Annotated in this window: 16 protein-coding genes; 7 read left to right on the top strand and 9 right to left on the bottom strand. The window is 66.4% G+C overall.

Annotated elements, in window-relative coordinates; genetic code table 11:
* Positions 1 to 4 precede the first annotated feature (4 nt).
* On the top strand, positions 5 to 2,647 hold the full coding sequence (gene ptsP, locus PKKP23_RS16415) for a phosphoenolpyruvate--protein phosphotransferase (RefSeq protein ID WP_126877680.1): 2,643 nt from the start codon (positions 5 to 7) through the stop codon (positions 2,645 to 2,647).
* 144 nt (positions 2,648 to 2,791) lie between these two features.
* Entirely contained in the window at positions 2,792 to 4,573 is a 1,782-nt protein-coding gene (gene nagE, locus PKKP23_RS16410; protein WP_126877679.1) for an N-acetylglucosamine-specific PTS transporter subunit IIBC, read from the top strand.
* 132 nt (positions 4,574 to 4,705) lie between these two features.
* On the opposite strand, the gene PKKP23_RS16405 is transcribed toward nagE, so the two are convergent.
* The 6 genes from PKKP23_RS16405 to rpoH form a co-directional block, all read right to left on the bottom strand.
* A complete protein-coding gene (locus PKKP23_RS16405) occupies positions 4,706 to 4,903 on the bottom strand; it encodes a hypothetical protein (RefSeq protein WP_017772621.1) in 198 nt (65 codons plus the stop codon).
* Positions 4,904 to 4,913: 10 nt separating this feature from the next.
* The gene (gene cydB / locus PKKP23_RS16400; protein WP_017772622.1) at positions 4,914 to 6,050 is read right to left on the bottom strand and encodes a cytochrome d ubiquinol oxidase subunit II; all 1,137 of its coding nucleotides are present in this window, start codon (positions 6,048 to 6,050) and stop codon (positions 4,914 to 4,916) included.
* 18 nt (positions 6,051 to 6,068) lie between these two features.
* Positions 6,069 to 7,658 (bottom strand): cytochrome ubiquinol oxidase subunit I, encoded by a 1,590-nt coding sequence (locus PKKP23_RS16395; protein ID WP_126877678.1) that lies wholly within the window; start codon positions 7,656 to 7,658, stop codon positions 6,069 to 6,071.
* A 363-nt stretch (positions 7,659 to 8,021) separates the two neighbouring features.
* Positions 8,022 to 9,869 (bottom strand): thiol reductant ABC exporter subunit CydC, encoded by a 1,848-nt coding sequence (cydC, locus tag PKKP23_RS16390; protein ID WP_240659035.1) that lies wholly within the window; start codon positions 9,867 to 9,869, stop codon positions 8,022 to 8,024.
* A gap of 4 nt (positions 9,870 to 9,873) precedes the next feature.
* A complete protein-coding gene (gene cydD / locus PKKP23_RS16385; RefSeq protein WP_126877677.1) occupies positions 9,874 to 11,667 on the bottom strand; it encodes a thiol reductant ABC exporter subunit CydD in 1,794 nt (597 codons plus the stop codon).
* Positions 11,668 to 11,997: 330 nt separating this feature from the next.
* Entirely contained in the window at positions 11,998 to 12,933 is a 936-nt protein-coding gene (rpoH, locus tag PKKP23_RS16380) for an RNA polymerase sigma factor RpoH (protein WP_026121009.1), read from the bottom strand.
* Positions 12,934 to 13,290: 357 nt separating this feature from the next.
* Between rpoH and PKKP23_RS16375 the strand changes: the two genes are divergently transcribed.
* Both PKKP23_RS16375 and PKKP23_RS16370 read left to right on the top strand, forming a co-directional pair.
* Positions 13,291 to 13,854, top strand: coding sequence for an acyloxyacyl hydrolase (locus tag PKKP23_RS16375; RefSeq protein WP_042299413.1), 564 nt, complete (start codon positions 13,291 to 13,293; stop codon positions 13,852 to 13,854).
* 49 nt (positions 13,855 to 13,903) lie between these two features.
* A complete protein-coding gene (locus PKKP23_RS16370) occupies positions 13,904 to 14,287 on the top strand; it encodes a nuclear transport factor 2 family protein (protein ID WP_017772628.1) in 384 nt (127 codons plus the stop codon).
* A gap of 36 nt (positions 14,288 to 14,323) precedes the next feature.
* Here the strand turns inward: PKKP23_RS16370 and leuA are convergent, their stop codons facing one another.
* Positions 14,324 to 16,021 carry a 2-isopropylmalate synthase gene (gene leuA, locus PKKP23_RS16365; protein ID WP_126877676.1) on the bottom strand — a complete coding sequence of 566 codons (1,698 nt, stop codon included), beginning with the start codon at positions 16,019 to 16,021 and terminating at the stop codon, positions 14,324 to 14,326.
* Between the two features lie 354 nt (positions 16,022 to 16,375).
* Complete coding sequence (gene ybiB / locus PKKP23_RS16360; protein ID WP_126877675.1) at positions 16,376 to 17,371, bottom strand: DNA-binding protein YbiB; 996 nt, start codon at positions 17,369 to 17,371, stop codon at positions 16,376 to 16,378.
* Between the two features lie 265 nt (positions 17,372 to 17,636).
* On the opposite strand from ybiB, the gene PKKP23_RS16355 reads away from it, so the two are divergent.
* Complete coding sequence (locus PKKP23_RS16355) at positions 17,637 to 18,335, top strand: fumarylacetoacetate hydrolase family protein (protein WP_126877674.1); 699 nt, start codon at positions 17,637 to 17,639, stop codon at positions 18,333 to 18,335.
* Positions 18,336 to 18,362: 27 nt separating this feature from the next.
* Entirely contained in the window at positions 18,363 to 19,007 is a 645-nt protein-coding gene (gene maiA / locus PKKP23_RS16350) for a maleylacetoacetate isomerase (protein WP_126877673.1), read from the top strand.
* 124 nt (positions 19,008 to 19,131) lie between these two features.
* Here the strand turns inward: maiA and ftsY are convergent, their stop codons facing one another.
* Positions 19,132 to 20,493, bottom strand: coding sequence for a signal recognition particle-docking protein FtsY (gene ftsY / locus PKKP23_RS16345; RefSeq protein ID WP_126877672.1), 1,362 nt, complete (start codon positions 20,491 to 20,493; stop codon positions 19,132 to 19,134).
* Between the two features lie 246 nt (positions 20,494 to 20,739).
* Between ftsY and rsmD the strand changes: the two genes are divergently transcribed.
* A complete protein-coding gene (gene rsmD, locus PKKP23_RS16340; RefSeq protein ID WP_126877671.1) occupies positions 20,740 to 21,369 on the top strand; it encodes a 16S rRNA (guanine(966)-N(2))-methyltransferase RsmD in 630 nt (209 codons plus the stop codon).
* The last annotated feature ends 67 nt before the right edge of the window (positions 21,370 to 21,436 follow it).

Genomic DNA, 21,436 nt, shown 5'->3' with positions numbered 1-21,436 from the left:
CCTGATGGAACGTGTCGTGGAGTCGCATCTGATGAATCCTGCCCAGGGTCAGTTTGTCCTTCTGGCGCCGCTGACCGGCCCGGTCGTGGCGCTAGCCGATGTTCCCGACCCCGTGTTCGCCGAAGGCATGTTCGGCGACGGCATCGGCATCGATCCGCTCGAAGGGCGGCTCGTCGCGCCGTGCGACGGCGTCGTGGCGCACCTCGCGCGCACCGGCCATGCGCTCACCATTCGCACCACGCAGGGCGCGGAAGTGCTGCTGCACATCGGCATCGATACGGTCGCGCTGAACGGCGAAGGCTTCACGCCGAAGGTCGCGGAAGGCGCGAGCGTGCGTGCGGGCGACGTGCTCATCGAGTTCGATCAGGACTTCATTGCTCGCATGGCGCCGAGCCTCGTTTCCGTGGTGGCCATCGCGAATTCGGATGCGTTCGAAGTGGTGGATCGCGCGCGACGCGGCGTGGTGAAGGCCGGCACGAGTGAACTGCTCGTGCTGCGTGCGCGTGGAGCGGGCGAGGGCGCTGCGAGTGCGCAAGCGTCGGCGAGTGCCGCGACGCAAACTCAGGCCGCATCGCACACCGAAGCAACGGCCTGCGCGAGCGAAGTGCGCCGCACCGTGACGCTCGCCCACGCGGGCGGCCTGCACGCGCGGCCCGCGGCCCGCGTGCGCGAAGCCGTGCGCGGTCTGGAGGCGCGCGTGGAAGTGCACTTCGGCGCACGCAAGGCGCCGATCGAAAGCGTGGTCGGGTTGCTGGCGCTCGGTGCAGGCGAGGGCGCCACGGTGGAACTCGTCGCGACGGGTCGCGATGCGGCGAAAGCCGTCGAGGCCGTGGCCAACGAACTGCTGCGCGAGGCGCACGGCGAGGTCGAAGAGACGCGTGCGCGCGATGCCTCGCCCGCGCCACACGAAGTGCCGCGCGAGCCTGCGTCGGCACTGCCTGCCAACACGCTTGCGGGCGTGTGCGCGTCGCCTGGTGTCGCGCTCGGCAAGCTCGTGCGCTGGGACAACGTCGAAGTCGAACCCGTCGAGCAGGCGGCCGGCACGCCCGCCTCTGAAAGCCGGTTGCTGGACAAGGCGCTCGCAGCCGTGGATGCCGAACTCGACACCACCGTGCGCGAAGCCTCGCAGCGCGGCGCAGTAGGCGAAGCCGGCATCTTCGCGGTGCATCGCGTGTTGCTGGAAGACCCCACGCTGCTCGACGCCGCGCGCGATCTCATCAGCCTCGGCAAGAGCGCGGGTTTCGCATGGCGCGCGGCCATTCGTGCACAGATCGCCGTGCTCGCCGACGTGAAGGATTCGCTGCTCGCCGAGCGCGCCGCGGATCTGCGCGATATCGAAAAGCGCGTGCTGCGCGCGCTGGGCGGCTCCAGTGGCGCCAATCGCACGCTGAGCACGCTGCCCGACGAGGCCGTGCTCGCCGCCGACGAGTTCACGCCGTCGGACCTCTCGTCGCTCGATCGCAGCCGCGTCACGGCGCTCGTGATGGCGCGCGGCGGCGCGACCTCGCACGCGGCCATCATCGCGCGGCAGACCGGCATTCCGGCGCTCGTCGCCGTGGGTAGCGCGCTGCATGCGATTGCCGAAGGCACGCAGGTCGTCGTGGATGCAAGCGCGGGGCGCCTCGAATATGCGCCGGGCGAACAGGAGATCGAACGTGCGCGGCGCGAGCGCGACCGGCTGGACGAACTGCGCGAAACGAACCGGCGCATGTCGGGTGAGGCGGCGGCCACGCGTGACGGCCGCGCAATCGAAGTGGCCGCGAACATCGCCACGCTCGACGACGCGAAAACCGCTGTCGAAAACGGTGCCGACGCGGTGGGCCTGCTGCGTACGGAACTGCTCTTCATTCATCGTCCGGCGGCGCCTACGGTGGACGAGCATCGGCAAAGCTATCAGGCCATTACGGACGCGCTCGCGGGCCGCACCGCGATCATCCGGACGCTCGACGTGGGCGCCGACAAGGAAGTGGATTACCTGACGCTGCCGCCCGAACCGAACCCGGCGCTCGGCCTGCGCGGCATTCGCCTCGCCCAGGTGCGCCCGGACCTGCTCGACGATCAACTGCGCGGCCTGCTCGCTGTGCGGCCCGCGGGCGCCGTGCGCATCCTGCTGCCGATGGTGACGGACGCGGGCGAACTGGTGCGGCTGCGCGCGCGCATCGACGAACTCGCGCGCGAGCAGGGCCGCACCGATCGCATCGAAGTGGGCGTGATGATCGAGGTGCCCTCGGCGGCGCTGCTCGCCGACCAACTGGCGCGCCATGCCGACTTCCTCTCGATCGGCACCAACGATCTCACGCAATACACGCTCGCCATGGACCGTTGCCGGCCCGATCTCGCGGCGCAGGCCGACGGGCTGCATCCGGCGGTGCTGCGTCTTGTCGGCATCGCGGTTCAGGGCGCGGAAAAGCACGGCAAGTGGGTGGGCGTGTGCGGCGCGCTGGCGGGTGACCCGCTCGCCGTGCCGCTGCTCGTGGGCCTTGGCGTCACGGAGCTTTCGGTCGATCCCGTCAGTGTGCCGGCCATCAAGGCGCGCGTGCGCAATCTCGATTACCCGCTGTGCCGTCAGCGCGCCCAGGATGCGCTGGCGCTCGACTCGGCACAGGCCGTGCGGGCCATGAGCCGCGAAACCTGGCCGCTGGACTGAACTCGTCGCGAGCACGACGAGCAGTCCGCGGCACGGATTTGCACCACGTAACACACGATGTAACGCATCAGCATCAACCAGGGCATCAAACCCACTTCAACTTCACGCGATTTCACACGAGACAAGAGACCAGGAGGTGACTCAATGGATGGCAATCCGTTTCTGAAAGTGCAGCGGCTCGGGCGAGCGCTGATGCTGCCCATCGCGGTGCTGCCGGTAGCCGGCATTCTGCTGCGGCTCGGCCAGCCCGATGTCTTCAACATCAAGATGATCGCGGACGCGGGCGGCGCGATCTTCGACAACCTGCCGCTGCTGTTCGCCATCGGCGTGGCGGTCGGCTTCGCGAAGGACAACAACGGCGTCGCGGCACTCGCGGGCGCGATCGGCTATCTGGTCGAGATCGCCGTGATGAAGGACATCAACGACAAGCTCAACATGGGTGTGCTGTCGGGCATCATCGCGGGCCTCGTGGCGGGGCTGCTCTACAACCGCTACAAGGACATCAAACTGCCCGACTACCTCGCGTTCTTCGGCGGCAAGCGGTTCGTGCCGATCATCACGGGTCTCGTGTGCGTGGGGCTCGGCATTGTGTTCGGCTACGCGTGGCAACCGGTGCAGGCGGCTATCGATCTGGCCGGCCACTGGCTCACCACGGCGGGCGCCGTCGGCACGTTCGTGTTCGGCGTGCTGAACCGGCTGCTGCTCGTCACGGGCCTGCATCACATCCTCAATTCGCTCGCGTGGTTCGTGTTCGGCACGTTCACGCCGCCCGGCGGCGGCGCGGCCGTTACCGGCGACCTGCACCGCTTCTTTGCGGGCGACCCGAGCGCGGGCGGCTTCATGTCGGGCTTCTTCCCGATCATGATGTTCGGCCTGCCGGCAGCGTGCCTTGCGATGCTGCACGAAGCGCCGAAGGAACGCCGCGCGGCGGTGGGCGGCCTGCTGTTTTCGATGGCGCTCACGTCGTTCCTCACGGGCGTGACCGAGCCCATCGAGTTCAGCTTCATGTTCCTCGCGCCGGTGCTGTACGCGATCCACGCGGTGCTGACCGGGCTCTCGCTCGCTATCTGCTCGCTGCTGGGCATCAAGCTGGGCTTCACGTTCTCGGCGGGCGCCATCGATTACGTGCTGAACTACGGGCTCTCCACGAAGGGCTGGGAAGCCATTCCGCTCGGGCTCGTGTACGGCGCGCTCTACTACGGGCTGTTCCGCTTCTTCATCCGCAAGTTCAACATGGCCACGCCGGGCCGCGAGCCCGCTGCCGAGCAGGCGCAGGTGGATTCGTTCGTTGCAGGCGGCTTCGTTGCGCCTGCGGCGGGCGCGGCGGTGTCGCGTGCGTCGCGCTATATCGCGGCGCTGGGCGGCGCGGCCAACCTGAAAGTGGTGGATGCCTGCACGACGCGCCTGCGTCTTTCCGTGGCGGACCCGGCGAAGGTATCCGAAGCTGACTTGAAGACGATCGGCGCGCGCGGCGTGCTCAAGCGCGGCGGCGACAGCGTGCAGGTGATCATCGGCCCGGAGGCCGACATCATTGCGGACGAGATGCGCGCGGAGATGGCGTCGGCGGGCGCGGGTGGCGTGGCGAGTGTGGCGAGTGCGCAGAAAGTGGTTGCGGGCACTGCATCGGGCCCTGCGTCGTCGGATGCGGAAGCCGGCCCGCTCGATCCCGATCCTGCGCGCTGGCTCGCGGTGTTCGGTGGCGCGACCAACGTCGTTTCGCTCGAAGCCGTTGCGACGACCCGTTTGCGTGTGGTCGTGCGCGATCCTTCGGCGGTCGACCGCCAGCGGCTCGCGGCGCTCGACGTGGCCTGGGTGTCCGCGGACACCTTCCATATCGTCGCGGGCTTCGCGGCGCAACGCTACGCGCAGTCGTTGTCGGCGCGGCTCTTGCCCGCAAGCGGCGGGGCGGCGGCGCAGCCGGCCTGACGGGTTGCACGTGAGTTGCCGCATGTGAGACGTCGCGAAGCCATCGCATAAGCGGCACGCACCCGCATCGCGACGCCCCAAAAGCAAACAGCACCCTCGGGTGCTGTTTGTCTTTGTGAAGCGAAGGCGCGCTTACTTGCCGTTCGCGGCGCGGCGCTCCTTCTGTTGCGTGTCGTAGAGCACGCCGCCCGCCGCCGCGAACAGCACGATCATGATCGTGCCGATCAGCCACGAGAAGTACCACGCGCCGTAAGCGCCCACCACGACGCCAATCACGATGGCGATCACGACGAGCACGGCGAGGATCAGAAAGTGGAACAGGGTTTTCATCGCGAAGTCCTCAATATGCGTGCGGATCGGTTTCGATTTGGTCCGCCTTGACCTTGCCGCGCATCACGTGGAACGCCCAGCTCGTGTAGCCGAGCACGATCGGCACGAACACCACGGTCCAGCCGGTCATCCAGGTGAGTGTCGTTTGGCTCGATACCGAGTTCCAGACAGTGAGACTTTGGTTAGGCATGCTGGACGACGGCATCAGGAACGGGAAGAGCGCCGTGCCGGCCGTGCCGATCACGCCGATCCATGCGATCGCGCCGAGCCACCACGCGAGCGTCGAGCGACCCGCGCGCAGCGAGAGCAGGCCGAGAATCAGGCCCACATAGCCGAGTGCCGGCACGATCCACAGAATCGGGTAGCTCTTGAAGTTGCCGAGCCAGGCACCGGCGGCCAGTTCGACCACCTGTTGTTGCAACGGCGTTTGCGCGAGCGCCGGGCTGACCGAATGCACGAGACGGTAGCCCTGCATCTGCGAGACCCACACGCCGCACACCGAGAACACCACGACCGCGAGAATCACGGCGACGGTCGCCACGCTCTTCGCGCGTTGCTGGACCGCGCCTTCGGCACGACCCACGAGCATGGCTGCGCCCATGTACAGCGACATCGCCAGCGAGAGCACGCCGCACAGCACCGCGAACGGGTTGAACAGCGTAATGAAGCTGCCCGTGTAGTACGAGGTGAGGTCCCAGTTGAAGTGGAACGGCACGCCCACGAACATGTTGCCCACGCCCGCGCCGTACACGATCATCGGCACGACGCCGCTTGCCACCAGCGCCCAGTCCCATGCGCCGCGCCACGTGGGCGAGTCGATCTTGCTGCGGTACTCGAAGCCGATGGGACGCATGATCATGGTCCACAGCAGGAGCAGCATCACGATGTAGAGGCCGGAGAACGCGGTGGCGTAGATGAGCGGGAACGCCGCGAAGATCGCGCCGCCGCCCAGGATGAACCACACCTGGTTGCCGTCCCAGTGCGGGGCGATCGTGTTGATCGCGACGCGCCGTTCAACGTCGGTGCGGCCGACGAAGCGCAGTTGCGCGCCCACGCCCATGTCCATGCCGACCATCGTCGCAAGCCCGATGAGCAGCACGCCGAGCAGCAGCCACCAGAGCACTTTGAGGATTAGATAGAGTTCCATGGTCTTGTTCCTTGCGGATCACCGCGCGGTGTCGTTGGCGAATGCCGGGGTGAGGATGGTGGGCGTGGCGCCCGGTTCAGCATGGTCTTCGTCCGGACCCTTGCGGATGAACTTCACCATCAGGTAGGCCTCGACGGCGATGAAGATCGAGTAGAGCAGCACGAAGCCGATCAGCGAGAACGTCATGTAGCCCACGCTATGGCTCGATGCGGACATCCAGGTGGGCAGCAGGCCGAACACCGTCCACGGCTGACGACCGATTTCCGCCGTGAGCCAGCCCATTTCGCAGGCGAGGAACGGCACTGGGATCATCCACGGCGCGAGCTTCAGGAACCACTGTTGACGGCCCACGTCGCCGCGCAGCGAGAGGATGACGGCGATCACGAAGTAGGCCAGCATCAAGAGGCCCAGCGCCACCATCAGGCGGAACACCCAGAACATCCAGAACACGTTCGGCACGACCGACTGCGATGCCTTGGCGATGTCGGCGTCCGTGGCGTTGGCGGTGTCTTGACCTGCTGCGTAGCGCTTCACGAGGAAGCCGTAGCCGAGGTCGGCCTTGTGCGCGTTGAACTGCGCGAGCGCGGCGGGGTCGGTCGGATTGCTGCTCAGCACCTTCAGCGCGTTGACGGCGGGAATGCCGTTCTTGATGCGCTTGGCGGCGTCCGCGACGATCTGGTCCACACCGGGGACCGGCGTGTCCATGGTGTGCGTCATGAGCGGCGTGAGCACGTACGGCACCTGCAACGCCCACGTGTTCTTGCGCGTCTCGTTGTCAGGCCATGCCGCGATGTTGAACGGCGCCGGCGCCGGTTCGGTCTGCCACATGGCTTCCATCGAGGCGAGCTTCGAAGGCTGCGCCTGCGCGGCCACGAAGCCGAGCGCGTCGCCCAGCGTCAGCACACCCGCAACCGACAGCACGCCGAAGATGCTCGCCATCTGGAACGAGCGCTTGGCGAGTTCCACGTGACGCTTGCGCGCGAGGTAATACGCGCTCACGGCGGTCACGAAGATCGCGGCGGTCACGTAGCCCGCCACGCTGGTGTGGACGAACTTCGTTTGCGCGTCGTTGCTGAAGATCAGGGCACCGAAGTTGGTGAGCTCCATGCGCATCGTGACCGGATTGAACGTGGCACCCACGGGGTTCTGCATGAAGCCGTTGGCCACCAGAATCCAGAGCGCGGAGAAGTTCGAACCGAACGCCACGAGATACGTGACCATCAGGTGCTTGCCTTTGGATAGCTGCTTCCAGCCGAACACCATGAGGCCGATGAACGTGGACTCCATGAAGAACGCCATCAGGCCTTCGATGGCGAGCGGCGCACCGAAGATGTCGCCGACGAAGCCCGAGTAGAACGACCAGTTCGTGCCGAACTCGAACTCCATCGTGAGACCCGTCGCAACGCCGAGCGCGAAGTTGATGAGGAACAGCTTTCCCCAGAATTCCGTCATCTGCCGGTAGATGGGCTTGCCGGTGATCACGTAGACGGTTTCCATGGCCGCCAGCATGAACGACATCCCCAACGTCAGCGGGACGAACAGAAAGTGGTAAAGCGCGGTGGCGGCGAACTGGATTCGCGATAGCTCAACCACGGTATCGTTGATCATTTGACACTCCAGTCAAGGCGATTTGAAGCGGTTGCGGGGTGGGCTGCTGTGTGGGAGCGCCTCAACGTGAAGCGCTGCCGCGTGTGGCTGCTGTCGCGTGTGGCATAAGGTCGCGAACGTGCCATGCCTACCCTCTGGTCTTGTTTCTATGACGAGCAGAGTCATCTTTGTGCGACTTCCCGCCGGCCGTGCGTGTGGGTCGGATCGCTTGGCCGCGCCTGCTGTAGCAGGCGGTCGCGCGGTCCGATGCCGTGTCCACCTCAGCAATTTCCCTAACGCTGGTGTGGACATATCGATGGTAAGAAGTTCGCGATGCCGGGTTTTTGTCGCAGGTCAAAACAGCCGTCTCATGCGGCGCGCATGTCAGACGTCTTGCCCGGCTGGCTGAACGCTGTCGTTGCGCAGGAGCGTGGAGAAGGCGCCGTCGCGTGCGAGCAGGGTTTGCGCGGCGCCCTGTTCGACGATGCGCCCTTCGTCCAGCACGATCACCTCGTCCACCAACCCGGCGAGCGCAGACAGCCGGTGCGTGATGAGCAGCACCGTGCGCCCTTCCATGAGCTGCATGATCGAGCGCAGCAAATCGGCTTCGGTAGCCGTGTCGAGGCCTTCCGTGGGTTCGTCGAGAATCAGGATGGGCGCGTCGCGCAGCAGGCCGCGCGCGACCGCAAGGCGCCGCGCCTGGCCGCCGGACAAGCGGGTGCCCGCCTCGCCGATCTCGGTGTCGAGCCCCTGCGGCAAGCTCTGGATGAAGTCGTGCAACTGGGCCGCCCGACAGGCGGCTTCGAGCGCGGCTTCGTCGGCGTCGGGCCGGGCGAGCAGCAGGTTTTCGCGGATCGTCGCGTTGAAGAGATAGGTGTCCTGCGCGACGACGGCGATGCGTGCGCGCAGATCCGTGGCAGCGGCCTCGCGCAGCTCGACGCCGCCCAACGTAATGCTGCCTTGCTGGTAGTCCCAGAAGCGCAACAGCAGGTTCGCGATGCTGGTCTTGCCCGCGCCGCTGCCGCCCACGATGGCGAGCCGCCGTCCCGCGGGCAGATCGAACGACACGTCGTGGAGCACGGCGTGAGCCGCGTCGGGATAGCGCATGCCGACGTGGCTGAATCGCAGGTCGTTGCTCGCGGCGAGCGGCGTGGAGGTTTCGGGGTCGTGCACGGCGGGTTGCGCGTCGGCGAGCGCGAAGATGCGCCGCGCGGCGGCGAGGCTTTCGCCAAGCATCTGCATGGCGAGCGGCAGCGGAACCACCGCCTCGAAACTGGCGAGCACGAAGAGCGCGAGCATCGCGAGGTCGGCCGGCGGCAGTGTGCCTGCGCTGACGCGCGGAATGGCAATCAAGAGCGCGCCCCACATCGCAAGCGACGCCGCTGCGGAGAGGGCCGCCTGTGCGATGGCCTTGATGTCGTTGAGCTTCACCTGCGTATCGAGCAGGGCGCCGGAGAGCTGCTCGATACGTTGTGCGTGACCTTCTGCCGCACCGTACACGCGTAGCTCGGCGAGTCCCTGGAGGTCGTCGACGATGGCGTCCTGCAACTGCGCGCGTTGAGCGATGCCTGTCGCGGCCGGGCCGCTCGCACGCCGATAGACCAGCGCCGGCAGCACGACGCCCGCGAGGGCGAGGAAGACGAGTGTGACGAACGCCACTGCCACGTCGAATGCCGCCATCGTCGCGACGATCAAAAGGGCGCCGAGCGCGCCTGTTGCCATCGGCAGGATCACGCGCAGGTAGACGTGGTTCAGGCTTTCGATGTCGGCGTGGATGCGCGTGAGCAGATCGGCGCCGCGCGTGTGTTGCAGACACGCCGGCGCGAGCGGTTCGATGCGCTCGTAGAACCAGACGCGCAGCTTCGCGAGCAGACGGAAGGTGGCTTCGTGCGTGACGAGCCGTTCGATGTAGCGGCCGCCCGTGCGCACGATGGCGCAGGCGCGAATGAGGGCAGCGGGCGTGAAGTAGTCGAAGACGATGTGATTGATGCCGGCGAGCGCCATCGAAGCGATGAACCAGCCGGAAATCGCCATGAGCGCGACGTTGCCGATCAGCGTGACGAACGACACGGCGATGCCGGCCGCCATCCATTTCCAGTACGGACGGAAAAGCGTGACGAGGCGTATGAGGTCGGCGCGGGCGGTGTTGCTCGCATTGTTGACGTCGCTGCTGTTGGTGCTGTTTGTGACGTGCATGCGCGGGGCCATCGTATTGGGTGTTTTCGTCGTCATGGCTTCACCCCGCGGCAGGATGCGGCGTTGCGGCCGATGTACGGCCAGTACTGTCAACGCCAGCGCCGATCAACTCGCGGTACAGCCCGTCCTCGCCGATCAACGCCTCGTGCGTCCCGCTTTGCGCGACCTTGCCGCCGTCCAGCACCACGATGTGGTCCGCAAGACGCGCGGTGGCCGGACGGTGCGCCACGAGCAGCACCGTGCGGCCGTGCGCGAGTCTGCGCAGGGCTTCGTGAATGTGCGCCTGCGTTGCGGAATCCAGATGGGCCGTGGGTTCGTCGAGCAGCAGTACGGGCGCGTCCTTGAGGAAGGCGCGTGCCAGCGCGAGGCGCTGGATCTGCCCGCCGGAAAGGCCCGCGCCGCGTTCGCCGAGCGGCGTGTCGTAGCCGTTCGGGAGCGCCATGATGAAGTCGTCGGCGCCTGCCTGTTGCGCGGCGGCGCGCACGGCGTCGAACGATGCAGCGGGATTTGCGATCTGGATGTTGTCGCGCACGCTGCCGAGGAACACGTGCGCGCGTTGCGGCACCCACGCGACCTGTGCGAGCCAGCTTGCCGGTTCGACCTCGGCGAGCGACTGTCCGTTGATGCGGATGCTGCCTTGCTGGTTCGCCACGAAGCCGAGCAGCAGGTTCAGCACCGTGCTCTTGCCTGCCCCGCTCGGGCCGACGAGCGCCGTGATGCGTCCGGGTTCGAGCGCGAAGCTCACGCGGTCCAGCGCCGGCTGGTTCGCGTCATAGGCGAACGAGACCGCGTCGAATGCGATGCCGTACTGCTGCGCGGCGGCGAGCGGCGTGCGCGCAGCGTGGGTTTGCGGCTGCGGCGTATCGAGAATGGCCGCGATGTGCTCGACGGCGCCGATCGCTTCCATGCGCGCGTGATAGTGCGTGCCGAGCGTACGCAGCGGCAGATAGAACTCGGGCGCGAGCAGCAGAACGAGGAACGCGGGCTGGAAATGCACCTTGCCGTACAGCAGGTTGAAACCGATCAGCACGGCCACCATCGCGATGCTCACCGTCGAGAGAAACTCCAGCACAACCGCGGAGAGGAACGCGATGCGCAGAACCTGCATCGTGCTCTGCCGATACGTTTCCGAGAGGCGGGCCACCACTTGTGCCTCGCGCCGGCTCGCGTTGAAGAGCTTGAGCGTGGTGAGGCCCTGGAGTGTGTCGAGAAACCGTGCGGCGAGGCGCGTCAGCTGATGCCATTGGCGCTGGTTCATTTCGACCGAACGCTTGCCCACCAGAATCATGAATACGGGAATCAGCGGTGCGGTGAGCGTGAGAACGAGCCCGGAGACCCAGTCGATGGGAAACACCACCACGAGAATCGCGATGGGCAGCATCGACGTGAGCGCGCGATTGGGCAGCCAGCGGGCGTAATAGCCCTCGAGCGCGTCGATGCCGGTGACCGCGCGGCTTGCGAGCGCGCCCGTTGCTTCGCCCTTGAGCCACGCCGGGCCGAGCGCGTGAATCTTGCGCACGAGTTCGGCGCGCAGTTCGCCGCGTACCCTGGCGGCGGCGCGCAAGGCGAGGCGCTCCGAAGCCAGCGTGAACGCGAAGCGTGCTGCGAACACGGGCAACATGGCGGCGAGCGCGATCCACACGTCGGCGAGCGCGGCGCCTCGGACCACGACAGCGTTGACCGTCCATGCAAGCAGCGCGGACGACACGATCACGAGCAAGCCGGCGGCAAGGCCGGCGGCCACGGCGAGACGAAGGCCGCCGCGCGCGGAGCCGGTGCGGCGCGCGAGCCAGGCATCGAGAGTCTTGTTCAGGTGCGGTGAGGCGGGCGTCATAGAGAAGCGGGAAGAGCGCGCCGGGCGGCGAAGGGTGCGCGGTCCGGCATGCGGTGGGTTGATGGTGCTTTTTTTAACCCGAACCCCGTTCTGAAGCGTGATTTAGGTCAAGCGGCCTTCAGTTCGCGCTTGCAAGGCGTCGGCGCGGAGGCGGACGCAGATTCTATCGTCGCCGGATCGCGATTTCCGGGTTGTGATGATTTGCCGCACAAAGGCGGGAGGCCGGCGCAAAGGCGCAAAAAAGCCCGCTGCCTGTTCGGGGCAGCGGGCTTGGAGAGGAACGATGGAAGGGCGGCAACCGCGGATGGCCGCGGCCGCCGTCACGTCCAGTTACGCGTATTCGGCCAGCGCCGTGCGCATCTTCTTCATGGCGCTCGCTTCGATCTGACGGATGCGCTCGGCCGACACGCCGAACTCGTCGGCAAGCTCGTGCAGCGTGGAGCCGCCCGAGCCGTCGTCGGCCACGTTGAGCCAGCGCGCTTCGATGATGCGGCGGCTGCGTGCATCGAGCGCTTCGAGCGCGCTCGCAATGCCGTCCGTCTGCAGGCGATCGTGCTGCTTCGCGGCGATGACCGCGGTCGGCTCGCTATGCGAATCCGCCAGCCAGGCGATAGGCGCGTACGATTCCTCGCCGTCTTCCACCTGGCCTTCCAGCGCGACGTCGCCACCGGAGAGGCGCGTTTCCATCTCGACCACTTCCTCGCGCTTCACGTTCAGTTCCTGCGCGAGGCCTTCGATCTCTTCCGGCGTGAACGCCTGCACGCCCTGCTTGTGACTGCGCAGGTTGAAGAACAGCTTGCGCTGCGCCTTGGTGGTGGCGACCTTCACCATCCGCCAGTTGCGCAGGATGTACTCGTGAATCTCGGCCTTGATCCAGTGGATCGCGTACGAGACGAGCCGCACGTTCTGCTCCGGATCGAACCGCTTGACCGCCTTCATCAGGCCGATGTTGCCTTCCTGGATCAGGTCGGCATGCGGCAGGCCGTAGCCGAGGTAATTACGCGCGATGGACACCACGAGGCGCAGGTGCGACAGCACCAGCTTGCGTGCGGCGTCGAGGTTGTTGTGCTGACGGTAGTCGGTGGCAAACTGACGCTCTTCCTGCGGCGTCAGCATGGGAATCCGGTTCACCGCCTGAATGTAGGCGTCGATGTTGCCCAGCTGGCCGGGCAGAAGCGTGAACTGCGCGAGCGCCAGCGAACCTGCCGGAGCGGCCTTGGCCGACGACGGGCTCAGAGTACTCGGAAGGGTCATTGCGTTGCTCACGGATGGGAACTCCTCTGGGGTTCTTGCAAAGTCAGACTTCGACTGTACGGTGCATGTTAGCACTCTGGTTTACCGAGTGCTAATTCTTGGATAGATTCCAGGGCCGGAGGTTCCCGGAATGCTATCGAAATTCGTCTTTTAATAGTGTGACGCCCCGTGGGCAGAATTGTCAGGCCGCGCGTAGAATTCTCGCGGAAGCCAGCAGCGCCGCAAAAAGCGGTCGATTTTTCCGGAATTTGAAGGAGTTATTTGCTGCGAAGAGCGATGAGGGACAGGTTCGGTTTTTGCTAATCTGCTGGCCTATGTTGGGACGATCGCTCGTCGATCAAGATCAAAATCCGACTAACAGGGTGTTCGATGATCAGAGAAAACTGGGCGTGGCGCAGCCGGGTCGCACAGGCAGCGCTGGCGGCGGCGCTGGTGGGTCTGTCCGGCAGCGCGGCGGCGGACCAATTCGGTATCCAGGTGACGGGCGCGGTGGCCGATCACCATGTCCGCAAGCTGGATCTGGGGTTTGTCTGGGATCCGAACATCACGTGGTGGGAAATCGGCGGCTGGCACTTCACGGTGCTGGGCGAGGCTCACGCGGCGTGGTGGCATACCGACGAAGGCAACGTGCACAACAACATCGGCGAGTTCGGTGTGGGGCCGGTGCTCCGGTTCGTGAAGAGTTCGGGCTGGGTGCGGCCGTTCGTGGAAGCCGGCGTCGGCGTGCGGTTGCTCACCAGTCCCACGATCTCGACCTCCTATACGCTTTCCACGGCCTTCCAGTTCGCCGACATGGTGGGCGTAGGGGCGCAGTTCGGCAACCATCAGCAGTACCAGGCCGGCTATCGCTTCCAGCATGTATCGAACGCCGGTATCAAAGAGCCCAATCCTGGTATAAATTTCAGCCAGCTATACCTGCAGTACAACTTCTGAATCGTGGCTGCTCTCGCGGCGGCCGGCCGATGCATAAGGGGCGCAAGCGATGGCGGCAAAAGTGATCGAGGCGATTCGCGCGCTGGAGCGCGACCGCTTTCGCGCGATGGTGGACGGCGACGGACCGTTGCTCAGCGCGCTGCTTTCGGACAACGTGATCTACGTTCACACGAACGGCAAGCGCGAAACGAAGCAGCAGTTCATCGACGCGATCACGGCCGGCCGCCGCCGCTATCGCCAGATCGAAATCCAGTCGCAGGACGTGCTGCCGGTGGGTCGCGAGACCTGCGTTGTCAGCGGCCGCGCGCTTATCGAAATGGAAGCGAACAACGGCGCGCTGCTGTTTCCCATCGCGTACACGGCGATCCAGGTGCAGGAGGATGGCCACTGGCGTCTCGTTGCCTGGCAGGCGACGCGCTGCGCGATCGAATGACGGCGCCGTTGCGGCGCCGCTTCTCCTTTTTCTCGCTTACGCTGCCGCGCGCCGGTCGACGTCCGGCCACGCGGCACGGTTGACGGCGCTTACCACGGCGTCGGCCACGGCGGTCGCGGCATCCTCGGCAACGCCTACGCCGTGGCGTACCGCCTGTGCACCCACGCGGCAGCCCACGAACACGGCTGTCCGGCCGTCGGCGGTGCGTGCTGTTTCGTGAGACGTGATTTCTACGGCTTCGCCCGATGCGCCGGCCATCGCCCGAACAATGGCCTGGGCGTGAGCTTCGAGCGCGTTCGCGTCGTGCGGGGCCGCCGAGTCCGCGGCTGAAGCAGCCATCGGCGCAATGGGCGCAAGCTGCACCGCGAGATCGCGCTCGTTCCAGCGCAGCTTGCCGGCGCTGATGCGGCGCGCCGGGCCCTGCGTCTCGAAGTATTCGCGCGTGAAGAGCGCACAGATCGACTCACCGGACATCTCCGCGCCCGACGAATCCGTGGCCGCCTGCACCGCGTGGCTGAACTCGATCTGCACGCGGCGCGGCGGCGTGAAGCCCATGCCGCGCTCCAGCAGCCAGGTGGCGCCGCCCTTGCCCGACTGGCTGTTCACGCGGATCACCGCGTCGTAGCTGCGGCCCAGGTCGGCGGGATCGATGGGCAGGTACGGCACTTCCCACACGGCGTCCGGACGCTGCTGCACGAAGCCCTTGCGGATGGCGTCCTGATGCGAGCCGGAAAACGCCGTGAACACGAGATCGCCGGCATACGGATGCCGCGGATGCACCGGAATCTGGTTGCAGCGCTCCACGACGCGGCGCACCGCGTCGATGTCCGAGAAATCGAGGCCCGGGTCAATGCCTTGCGTGTAGAGGTTCATGGCGAGCGTGACGAGATCCACGTTCCCCGTGCGCTCGCCGTTACCGAAGAGGCACCCTTCGATGCGATCCGCGCCCGCCATCAGCGCCAGTTCCGCGGCCGCCACCGCCGTGCCGCGATCGTTGTGGGGATGCACGGAGAGCACGATGCTGTCACGGTAGGCGAGGTTGCGGTCCATCCATTCGATCTGGTCTGCGAACACGTTGGGCGTGGCCGCTTCCACGGTGGCGGGCAGGTTCACGATCATCTTGTGATCGCGCGTGGGGCGCCAGGTTTGTGCGACCGCGTCGCACACTTCCCGCGCGAAGGTGAGCTCGGTCATGCTGAAGGTTTCGGGCGAGTACTGGTAGATCCAGTGGGTCTGCGGCCGGGCGTCGGCGTGGGCGCGGATCCGCTTCGTGCCCTCCACGGCGAGCGCCTTCACTTCGTCTTTCGACTGGTCGAACACGATCTTGCGGAACGACGGACAAATCGCGTTGTACAGATGCACGATGGCGCGCGGCACGCCTTCGAGCGCTTCGAACGTCCGCGCGATCAGGTCTTCGCGCGACTGCACGAGCACTTCGATCGTGACGTCTTCGGGAATGCGCTTTTCGACGATCAGCTTGCGCACGAAGTCGAAATCGGTCTGCGATGCCGAGGGAAAGCCGACCTCGATCTCCTTGAAGCCGATGGCGACCAGCATCTCGAAGAATTCGAGCTTCTGGGCAATGCTCATCGGCTCGATCAGCGACTGGTTGCCGTCGCGCAGATCAGTGCTCATCCAGATGGGCGCGCGTTCGATGGTGCGCGTGGGCCACTTGCGGCCGTTCAAACGGATGGCGGGGAAGGGGCGGTATTTCTCGGCGGGTTGACGCAACATGGCGAGCCTCATTCGTCGTGTCGTTGCGAGAGGCGGTGGGCATCGGGCGGCTGGCGGGCTGCTGCCGCTGCACGGAGCGCCTGAGGCGCGACGTGCATTTGACCCTCGCGATTCGGCCGCACGATAAGCGGACGAATACTGACGACTTACAGGTTGTAAAGAGAACTGCGGTTTGGGGTGAAACGGAAACTACGGAAACTGCTGGGAGGACCGCGCGTTGAAGAGGGCGCGCGGCGCTACGCCTTGCTTACGCTAGACGTAGCGGTAGGGGCCGCGGTAGGCGGCCGAAGGTAATTCGGAGGGTGTTCGGGGTGGAACGCATTGTTCGAATGTATGCGAGAGCAGCGCGCGGTGTCAACCACCCCGCCGCTTCGCGATGCCGGCGATGACCTCGACCTGGCGCTGAATCGCAGGCGGCACGGGCGCCTCGCCGCGCATCACGGCCTCGATCCACGCTGCTGTCGTGGCGGCGTCACGGGCTTCGGGCAACTCGGCCTGCGGCGCCTCGGGCGAGGACCGCTCCGCTTCGACCAGCGTTTCGCAGACGCCGTCGTGCAGCCAGTCCACCTGAACCTGGCGGCGCGTGTCGGCCACGGCTTCGCCTTCGGTGCCGCGCGCGAGCAGCGCACCGCCCGCCGCCACGTCGGGATGCGAGTTGAAGAGGGCCGTCAGGCTCTCGCGATAGGGCGGGTGTGTGTAGTTGACGAGCCGCAGCCCCGGAGGCGCGAACGGCTGAAGAATTTTCACGAGCGTGTGCGTCGAGTTGCGCACGCCCATGCGGCGTCGCAGGGCGAGCAAGCGCGCGAGCTTCGGCGCGAGCACTTCGATCGGCGTGAACGCAAGGCGACGCGAGGCCAGTTGCGCTTCGGCTTCGTCGTGCGAGCGCGCCGCTTCGATGCCGAGCGCCGCGAAGATTTCGGCGCTGGTGACGCGGCCCGGATCGGTGCTCACGCCGTGCACGAGCACGGGCACATCTTCGCGCGCGAGCAGCAAGGCCAGCAGCGGCACCAGGTTGGGCTGGCGCCGCGCACCGTTGTAGCTGGGGATGGAAACCGCCGATACGGTCGAAGCCGCGTCGCCGTGGGCGTCCGTGGCCACGCGGAGCGGCTCAAACGATGCATGAGCGGCCGCGAGCATGGCGGCGAGTTCGTCGGCGGTTTCGCCTTTCAGGCGGTAGGCGAGCAAAACGGCGCCGAGTTCGAGGTCCGACACCCGGCCGTCGAGCATCGCGGCGTAGAGCGCGTGCGTGTCCTCGGACGAAAGGGCGCGCGCGCCGTGCGGTCCGCGGCCGATCTCCTTGATGAGGTGGGCACACGGAAACGGATCGGCAAGATTGGCTGGCTCGTTCATGGCAAAAGCGGTGCGGGCCGGTGCTGGAGGGCCGGCGTGTCCTGGGCGGATTGAAACGGAATGGCCTTCAGTATCGCATGAGGCTGTGGCCGGCGATCGTTACCGGCCGGCGCTCGTGCCTGTACAGGCGGTGCGCGGCGAAGGTTCCGCGGCGTTGCCGGAGCGGTCCGCGAGGCACCCTGCATTCCGGCGTCCGCAGGCGGCACACGCTAAACTCATCGTTTTCTCGCCGCGCACGCGGCTTTCCAACAGGACGGAGAACGGCATGACATACGTGTTTGCTCCGGCGCCGGTCGTAGCGGTGCCGGTTGCGGGTTCCAGCGAGTTGTTCGCGGTGCGCCGCATCTATTGCGTGGGCCGCAATTACGAGGCGCACGCCCGCGAGATGGGCCACGATCCGAACCGCGAGCCGCCGTTCTTTTTCGGCAAGCCGGCTGACGCCGTGGTGTACGTTGCCTCCGGCGAAACCGGTGAGTTTCCGTATCCGTCGCTCTCGAAGAACGTGCACTTCGAGATGGAAATGGTGGCGGCCATCGGCAAAGGCGGCAAGGACATCCCGGTCGATCACGCGCTCGATCACGTGTATGGCTACGCGCTCGGCCTCGACATGACGCGCCGCGATCTGCAAGCCGAAGCTAAGAAGCTGGGCCGTCCGTGGGACACCGCGAAGGGCTTCGATTACTCCGCTCCCGTGGGCCCCATCCATCCGGCGTCGAAGATCGGCCATCTGGGCAAAGGCGCAATCTGGCTCACCGTGAACGGTGAAGAGAAGCAGCGCTCCGACATCTCGCAGCTGATCTGGCCGGTGGCCGACACCATCGCGTATCTGTCCACGCTGTTCGAGCTTCAGCCGGGCGACCTGATTTTCACGGGCACGCCTGACGGCGTCGGCGCCGTCGTGCCGGGCGACGTGATGAAGGGCGGCGTGGACGGGCTCGGCGAATTCACGGTGCGCGTGGTCTGAGCTGGAAGCGGGGAGGAGACACAACACATGCAGCTTTACAGCTATTTCCGAAGCTCGGCGTCTTACCGCGTGCGGATCGCGTTGAACCTGAAAGGCCTGCCGTACGATTACGTGCCGATTCATCTGCTGCGCGGCGGTGGCGAGCAGTTTTCGTCCGCGTATCGCAAGCTCAATCACGATGCGATCGTGCCCACGCTCGTGGACGACGGCCACGCGCTTCAGCAGTCGCTCGCCATCGTCGAGTATCTCGAAGAGACGCATCCCACGCCGCCGCTGCTGCCCGCAACCGCCGTGGACCGCGCGCACGTGCGCTCCATTGCGCTGCAGATCGCGTGCGAGATTCATCCGCTCAACAACCTGCGCGTGCTCAAGTACCTGAAGCACACGGTGGGCGTGACCGACGACGTGAAGGACGCGTGGTACCGGCACTGGGTGGAAGCGGGTTTCGAGACGCTCGAAGCCCGGCTCGCCGGCGATGCGCGCACGGGCAAGCTGTGTTTCGGCGATACGCCCACGCTTGCCGACGTCTGCCTCATCCCGCAGGTCTTCAACGCGCAGCGTTTCAAGGTGGACACCGCGCGCTTTCCGACCATCCAGCGCATCTACGACCATGCCGCGCAACTCGACGCGTTCGAGCGGGCGGCGCCGGGGCAGCAGCCGGATTCGGAGTAATGGAGGGTCCTGCGGCGGGCGCGTTGGTTGCGTCGCGCAGCGCGGCAATGAAAAAAGGGGCGTCCGATTACGGCGGACGCCCCTTTTTGTCGCTATATGCCAGACGTCGAGAAGCCGAGAAGCGCTACGCGCCCAGTAGCGCGTCGGCAAATTCCTCGGCGCTGAACGGCTGCAGGTCTTCCACCTTTTCGCCCACGCCGATGAAGTACACGGGCACCGGCCGTTGTCGCGCGATGGCGGCGAGGATGCCGCCCTTCGCCGTGCCGTCGAGCTTCGTGACGATGAGGCCGGTCAGGCCGAGCGCGTCGTCGAATGCTTTCACCTGGGCGAGCGCGTTCTGACCCGTGTTCGCGTCGATCACGAGCAGCACTTCGTGCGGCGCGCCGTCGAGCGCCTTGCCGATCACCCGCTTCACTTTGCGCAACTCTTCCATCAGATGGAGCTGGGTGGGCAGGCGACCGGCCGTGTCGGCCATCAGCACGTCGATCTTGCGGGCGCGCGCGGCGCCCACCGCGTCGAAGATCACGGCGGCAGGGTCGCCGCTTTCCTGCGCGACCACCGTCACGTTGTTGCGCTCGCCCCAGATGGCGAGTTGCTCGCGCGCGGCGGCGCGGAACGTGTCGCCGGCCGCGAGCAGCACTGACTGATCGAAGTGCTGCAGATGCTTGGCGAGCTTGCCGATGCTCGTGGTTTTGCCCGCACCGTTCACACCCGCGATCATCATGACGAGCGGCTGCGCGCGGCCGAGCACGAGCGATTTCTCGAGCGGCTTCAGCAGATCCACGAGCAGGCCGCGCAATGCGGTTTTCACCTGCTGTGCGTCGGTGAGCCTGCCCGTGCGGACTTTCTCGCGCAGCGATTCGAGCAGGAACTCCGTGGCTTCCACCCCTGCATCGGACATCAGCAGTGCGGTCTCCAGTTCTTCATACAGCGCTTCGTCGATCTTGGTGGCGACGAAGATGCCCGCAATGTTCGAGCTGGTTTTGGAGAGACCACTTCTAAGCCGGGAGAGCCACGACTTCTTCGCTTCGGGTTCCGGTGCGGGCGGCGGAACGATTTCGACTGTTTCGACGGATTCTTCGTCGGCCTGGCTGCTTTGGGCAGCGCAGGCGGTGGCCTGTTGTGCGGCGGCTTGGGTCGGGGCGGGCGCAGGCATCGCGACCGGCGGTGCTGCTACGGTCGGCGGCGTGACGGCTGGTGGTGCAGGCGTGGGCGCAGGCGCCGGCGCCGGGATATCGACGGCGGGCCGCTGTTGAGGCGGCGCAGCTTCAGGCTGGCGCGCGGACGGCACCGGTGCCGGTGCCGCTGCCGGCGCCGCGGCTGGCGTGACGCGAGCGGCTGCCTCCTGCGGCGGTCGGGTTTCCGCGACGTCGGCGGGCTGTTGCGCGGGTTCGCTTTGAACCTCGGCCGAGATATCAGCTTGCGCGTCGACGGGCGTGCCTTCGGCGGCTTTCGATCCTCTGAATCGCTTGAAAAAACTGAACATGATCTGGCGTGTCTGGTGCGGGGCCGACGCCCTGTGCCCGACCCTCGGGCGGCAACGGTGGCGTGGCAAGTGGGGGATGCGCGAATGCGGAACGTGCAAACGCGCCATTTTATCAGGCGGCATCCCGGCTCGTGGCGGCGCGGTGGTCGCGTGCCGGGCTGCGTTCGCCGGGAAGGCCTGTGGTAACGTGGGCGCTCCGGCACCTTATCGCTTATCACTCCGCTTATTACCCCGCTTACTACCCGTATGTCCCGTTCTTCTCCTTCGCGCGCCCATGGTGCCCACGCTGCCGCGCCGGTGCGAGGCAAATCGGCTCACACCGTGCGCATCATCGGCGGTGACTGGAAGCGCACGCCGCTTCCGGTGCTCGACCTCGATGGCTTGCGGCCTACGCCTGACCGCGTTCGCGAAACGCTTTTCAACTGGCTTGGCCAGCGGCTCGACGGCGAGCGGTGTCTCGACCTTTTCGCGGGCAGCGGCGCACTCGGATTCGAGGCGGCGTCGCGTGGTGCCGAGCGCGTGCTCATGGTGGAGCGCAACGCGCGCGCGGCCGCGCAACTGCGCGCGAACCAGGCGCGGCTCGATGCGCGAGCGATCGAAGTCGTGGAGGCGGACGCTCTGCGTCTCGCCGCCGGCCTGACGCCGGCATCGTTCGACGTGGTGTTTCTCGATCCGCCGTTCGGCGACGCTGCGACGCTCGACCGTGCGCTGGAGGTCGCCGCGCCGCTCGTCGCTGCCGACGGCTTCCTCTATGTCGAGGCCGGGGCGCCGCTCGATCCGGCGCAAACCCCAGCGCTGGCGGGTTGGACGGTGGCTCGCCACGGCAAGGCAGGGGCGGTCCACTATCATTTGCTGCAGCGCGAAAATGAGGAATAATGCGCGTTCCATAACAAGCGCCGGACGGCTCGCCGTCACGTGCGCGGTCGCGGGCATGGCCGTCGCC

Origin of the sequence: Paraburkholderia kururiensis JCM 10599 = LMG 19447, assembly GCF_003986935.1 — a bacterium.
In the GTDB taxonomy this organism is placed as follows: Bacteria; Pseudomonadota; Gammaproteobacteria; order Burkholderiales; family Burkholderiaceae; genus Paraburkholderia; species Paraburkholderia kururiensis.
Note: the sequence above shows the minus strand (reverse complement) of the source record. Positions and strands in the feature narration are given on the sequence as shown.

Coding starts and splice junctions, on each gene's coding strand:
- rsmD (WP_126877671.1), top strand. CDS start 20,740: ATGTCCCGTTCTTCTCCTTCGCGCGCCCATGGTGCCCACGCTGCCGCG.
- leuA (WP_126877676.1), bottom strand. CDS start 16,021: ATGTTGCGTCAACCCGCCGAGAAATACCGCCCCTTCCCCGCCATCCGT.
- ftsY (WP_126877672.1), bottom strand. CDS start 20,493: ATGTTCAGTTTTTTCAAGCGATTCAGAGGATCGAAAGCCGCCGAAGGC.
- cydD (WP_126877677.1), bottom strand. CDS start 11,667: ATGACGCCCGCCTCACCGCACCTGAACAAGACTCTCGATGCCTGGCTC.
- PKKP23_RS16355 (WP_126877674.1), top strand. CDS start 17,637: ATGACATACGTGTTTGCTCCGGCGCCGGTCGTAGCGGTGCCGGTTGCG.
- PKKP23_RS16395 (WP_126877678.1), bottom strand. CDS start 7,658: ATGATCAACGATACCGTGGTTGAGCTATCGCGAATCCAGTTCGCCGCC.
- maiA (WP_126877673.1), top strand. CDS start 18,363: ATGCAGCTTTACAGCTATTTCCGAAGCTCGGCGTCTTACCGCGTGCGG.
- PKKP23_RS16375 (WP_042299413.1), top strand. CDS start 13,291: ATGATCAGAGAAAACTGGGCGTGGCGCAGCCGGGTCGCACAGGCAGCG.
- ybiB (WP_126877675.1), bottom strand. CDS start 17,371: ATGAACGAGCCAGCCAATCTTGCCGATCCGTTTCCGTGTGCCCACCTC.
- PKKP23_RS16370 (WP_017772628.1), top strand. CDS start 13,904: ATGGCGGCAAAAGTGATCGAGGCGATTCGCGCGCTGGAGCGCGACCGC.
- cydC (WP_240659035.1), bottom strand. CDS start 9,869: ATGACGACGAAAACACCCAATACGATGGCCCCGCGCATGCACGTCACA.
- PKKP23_RS16405 (WP_017772621.1), bottom strand. CDS start 4,903: ATGAAAACCCTGTTCCACTTTCTGATCCTCGCCGTGCTCGTCGTGATC.
- ptsP (WP_126877680.1), top strand. CDS start 5: ATGGAACGTGTCGTGGAGTCGCATCTGATGAATCCTGCCCAGGGTCAG.
- cydB (WP_017772622.1), bottom strand. CDS start 6,050: ATGGAACTCTATCTAATCCTCAAAGTGCTCTGGTGGCTGCTGCTCGGC.
- nagE (WP_126877679.1), top strand. CDS start 2,792: ATGGATGGCAATCCGTTTCTGAAAGTGCAGCGGCTCGGGCGAGCGCTG.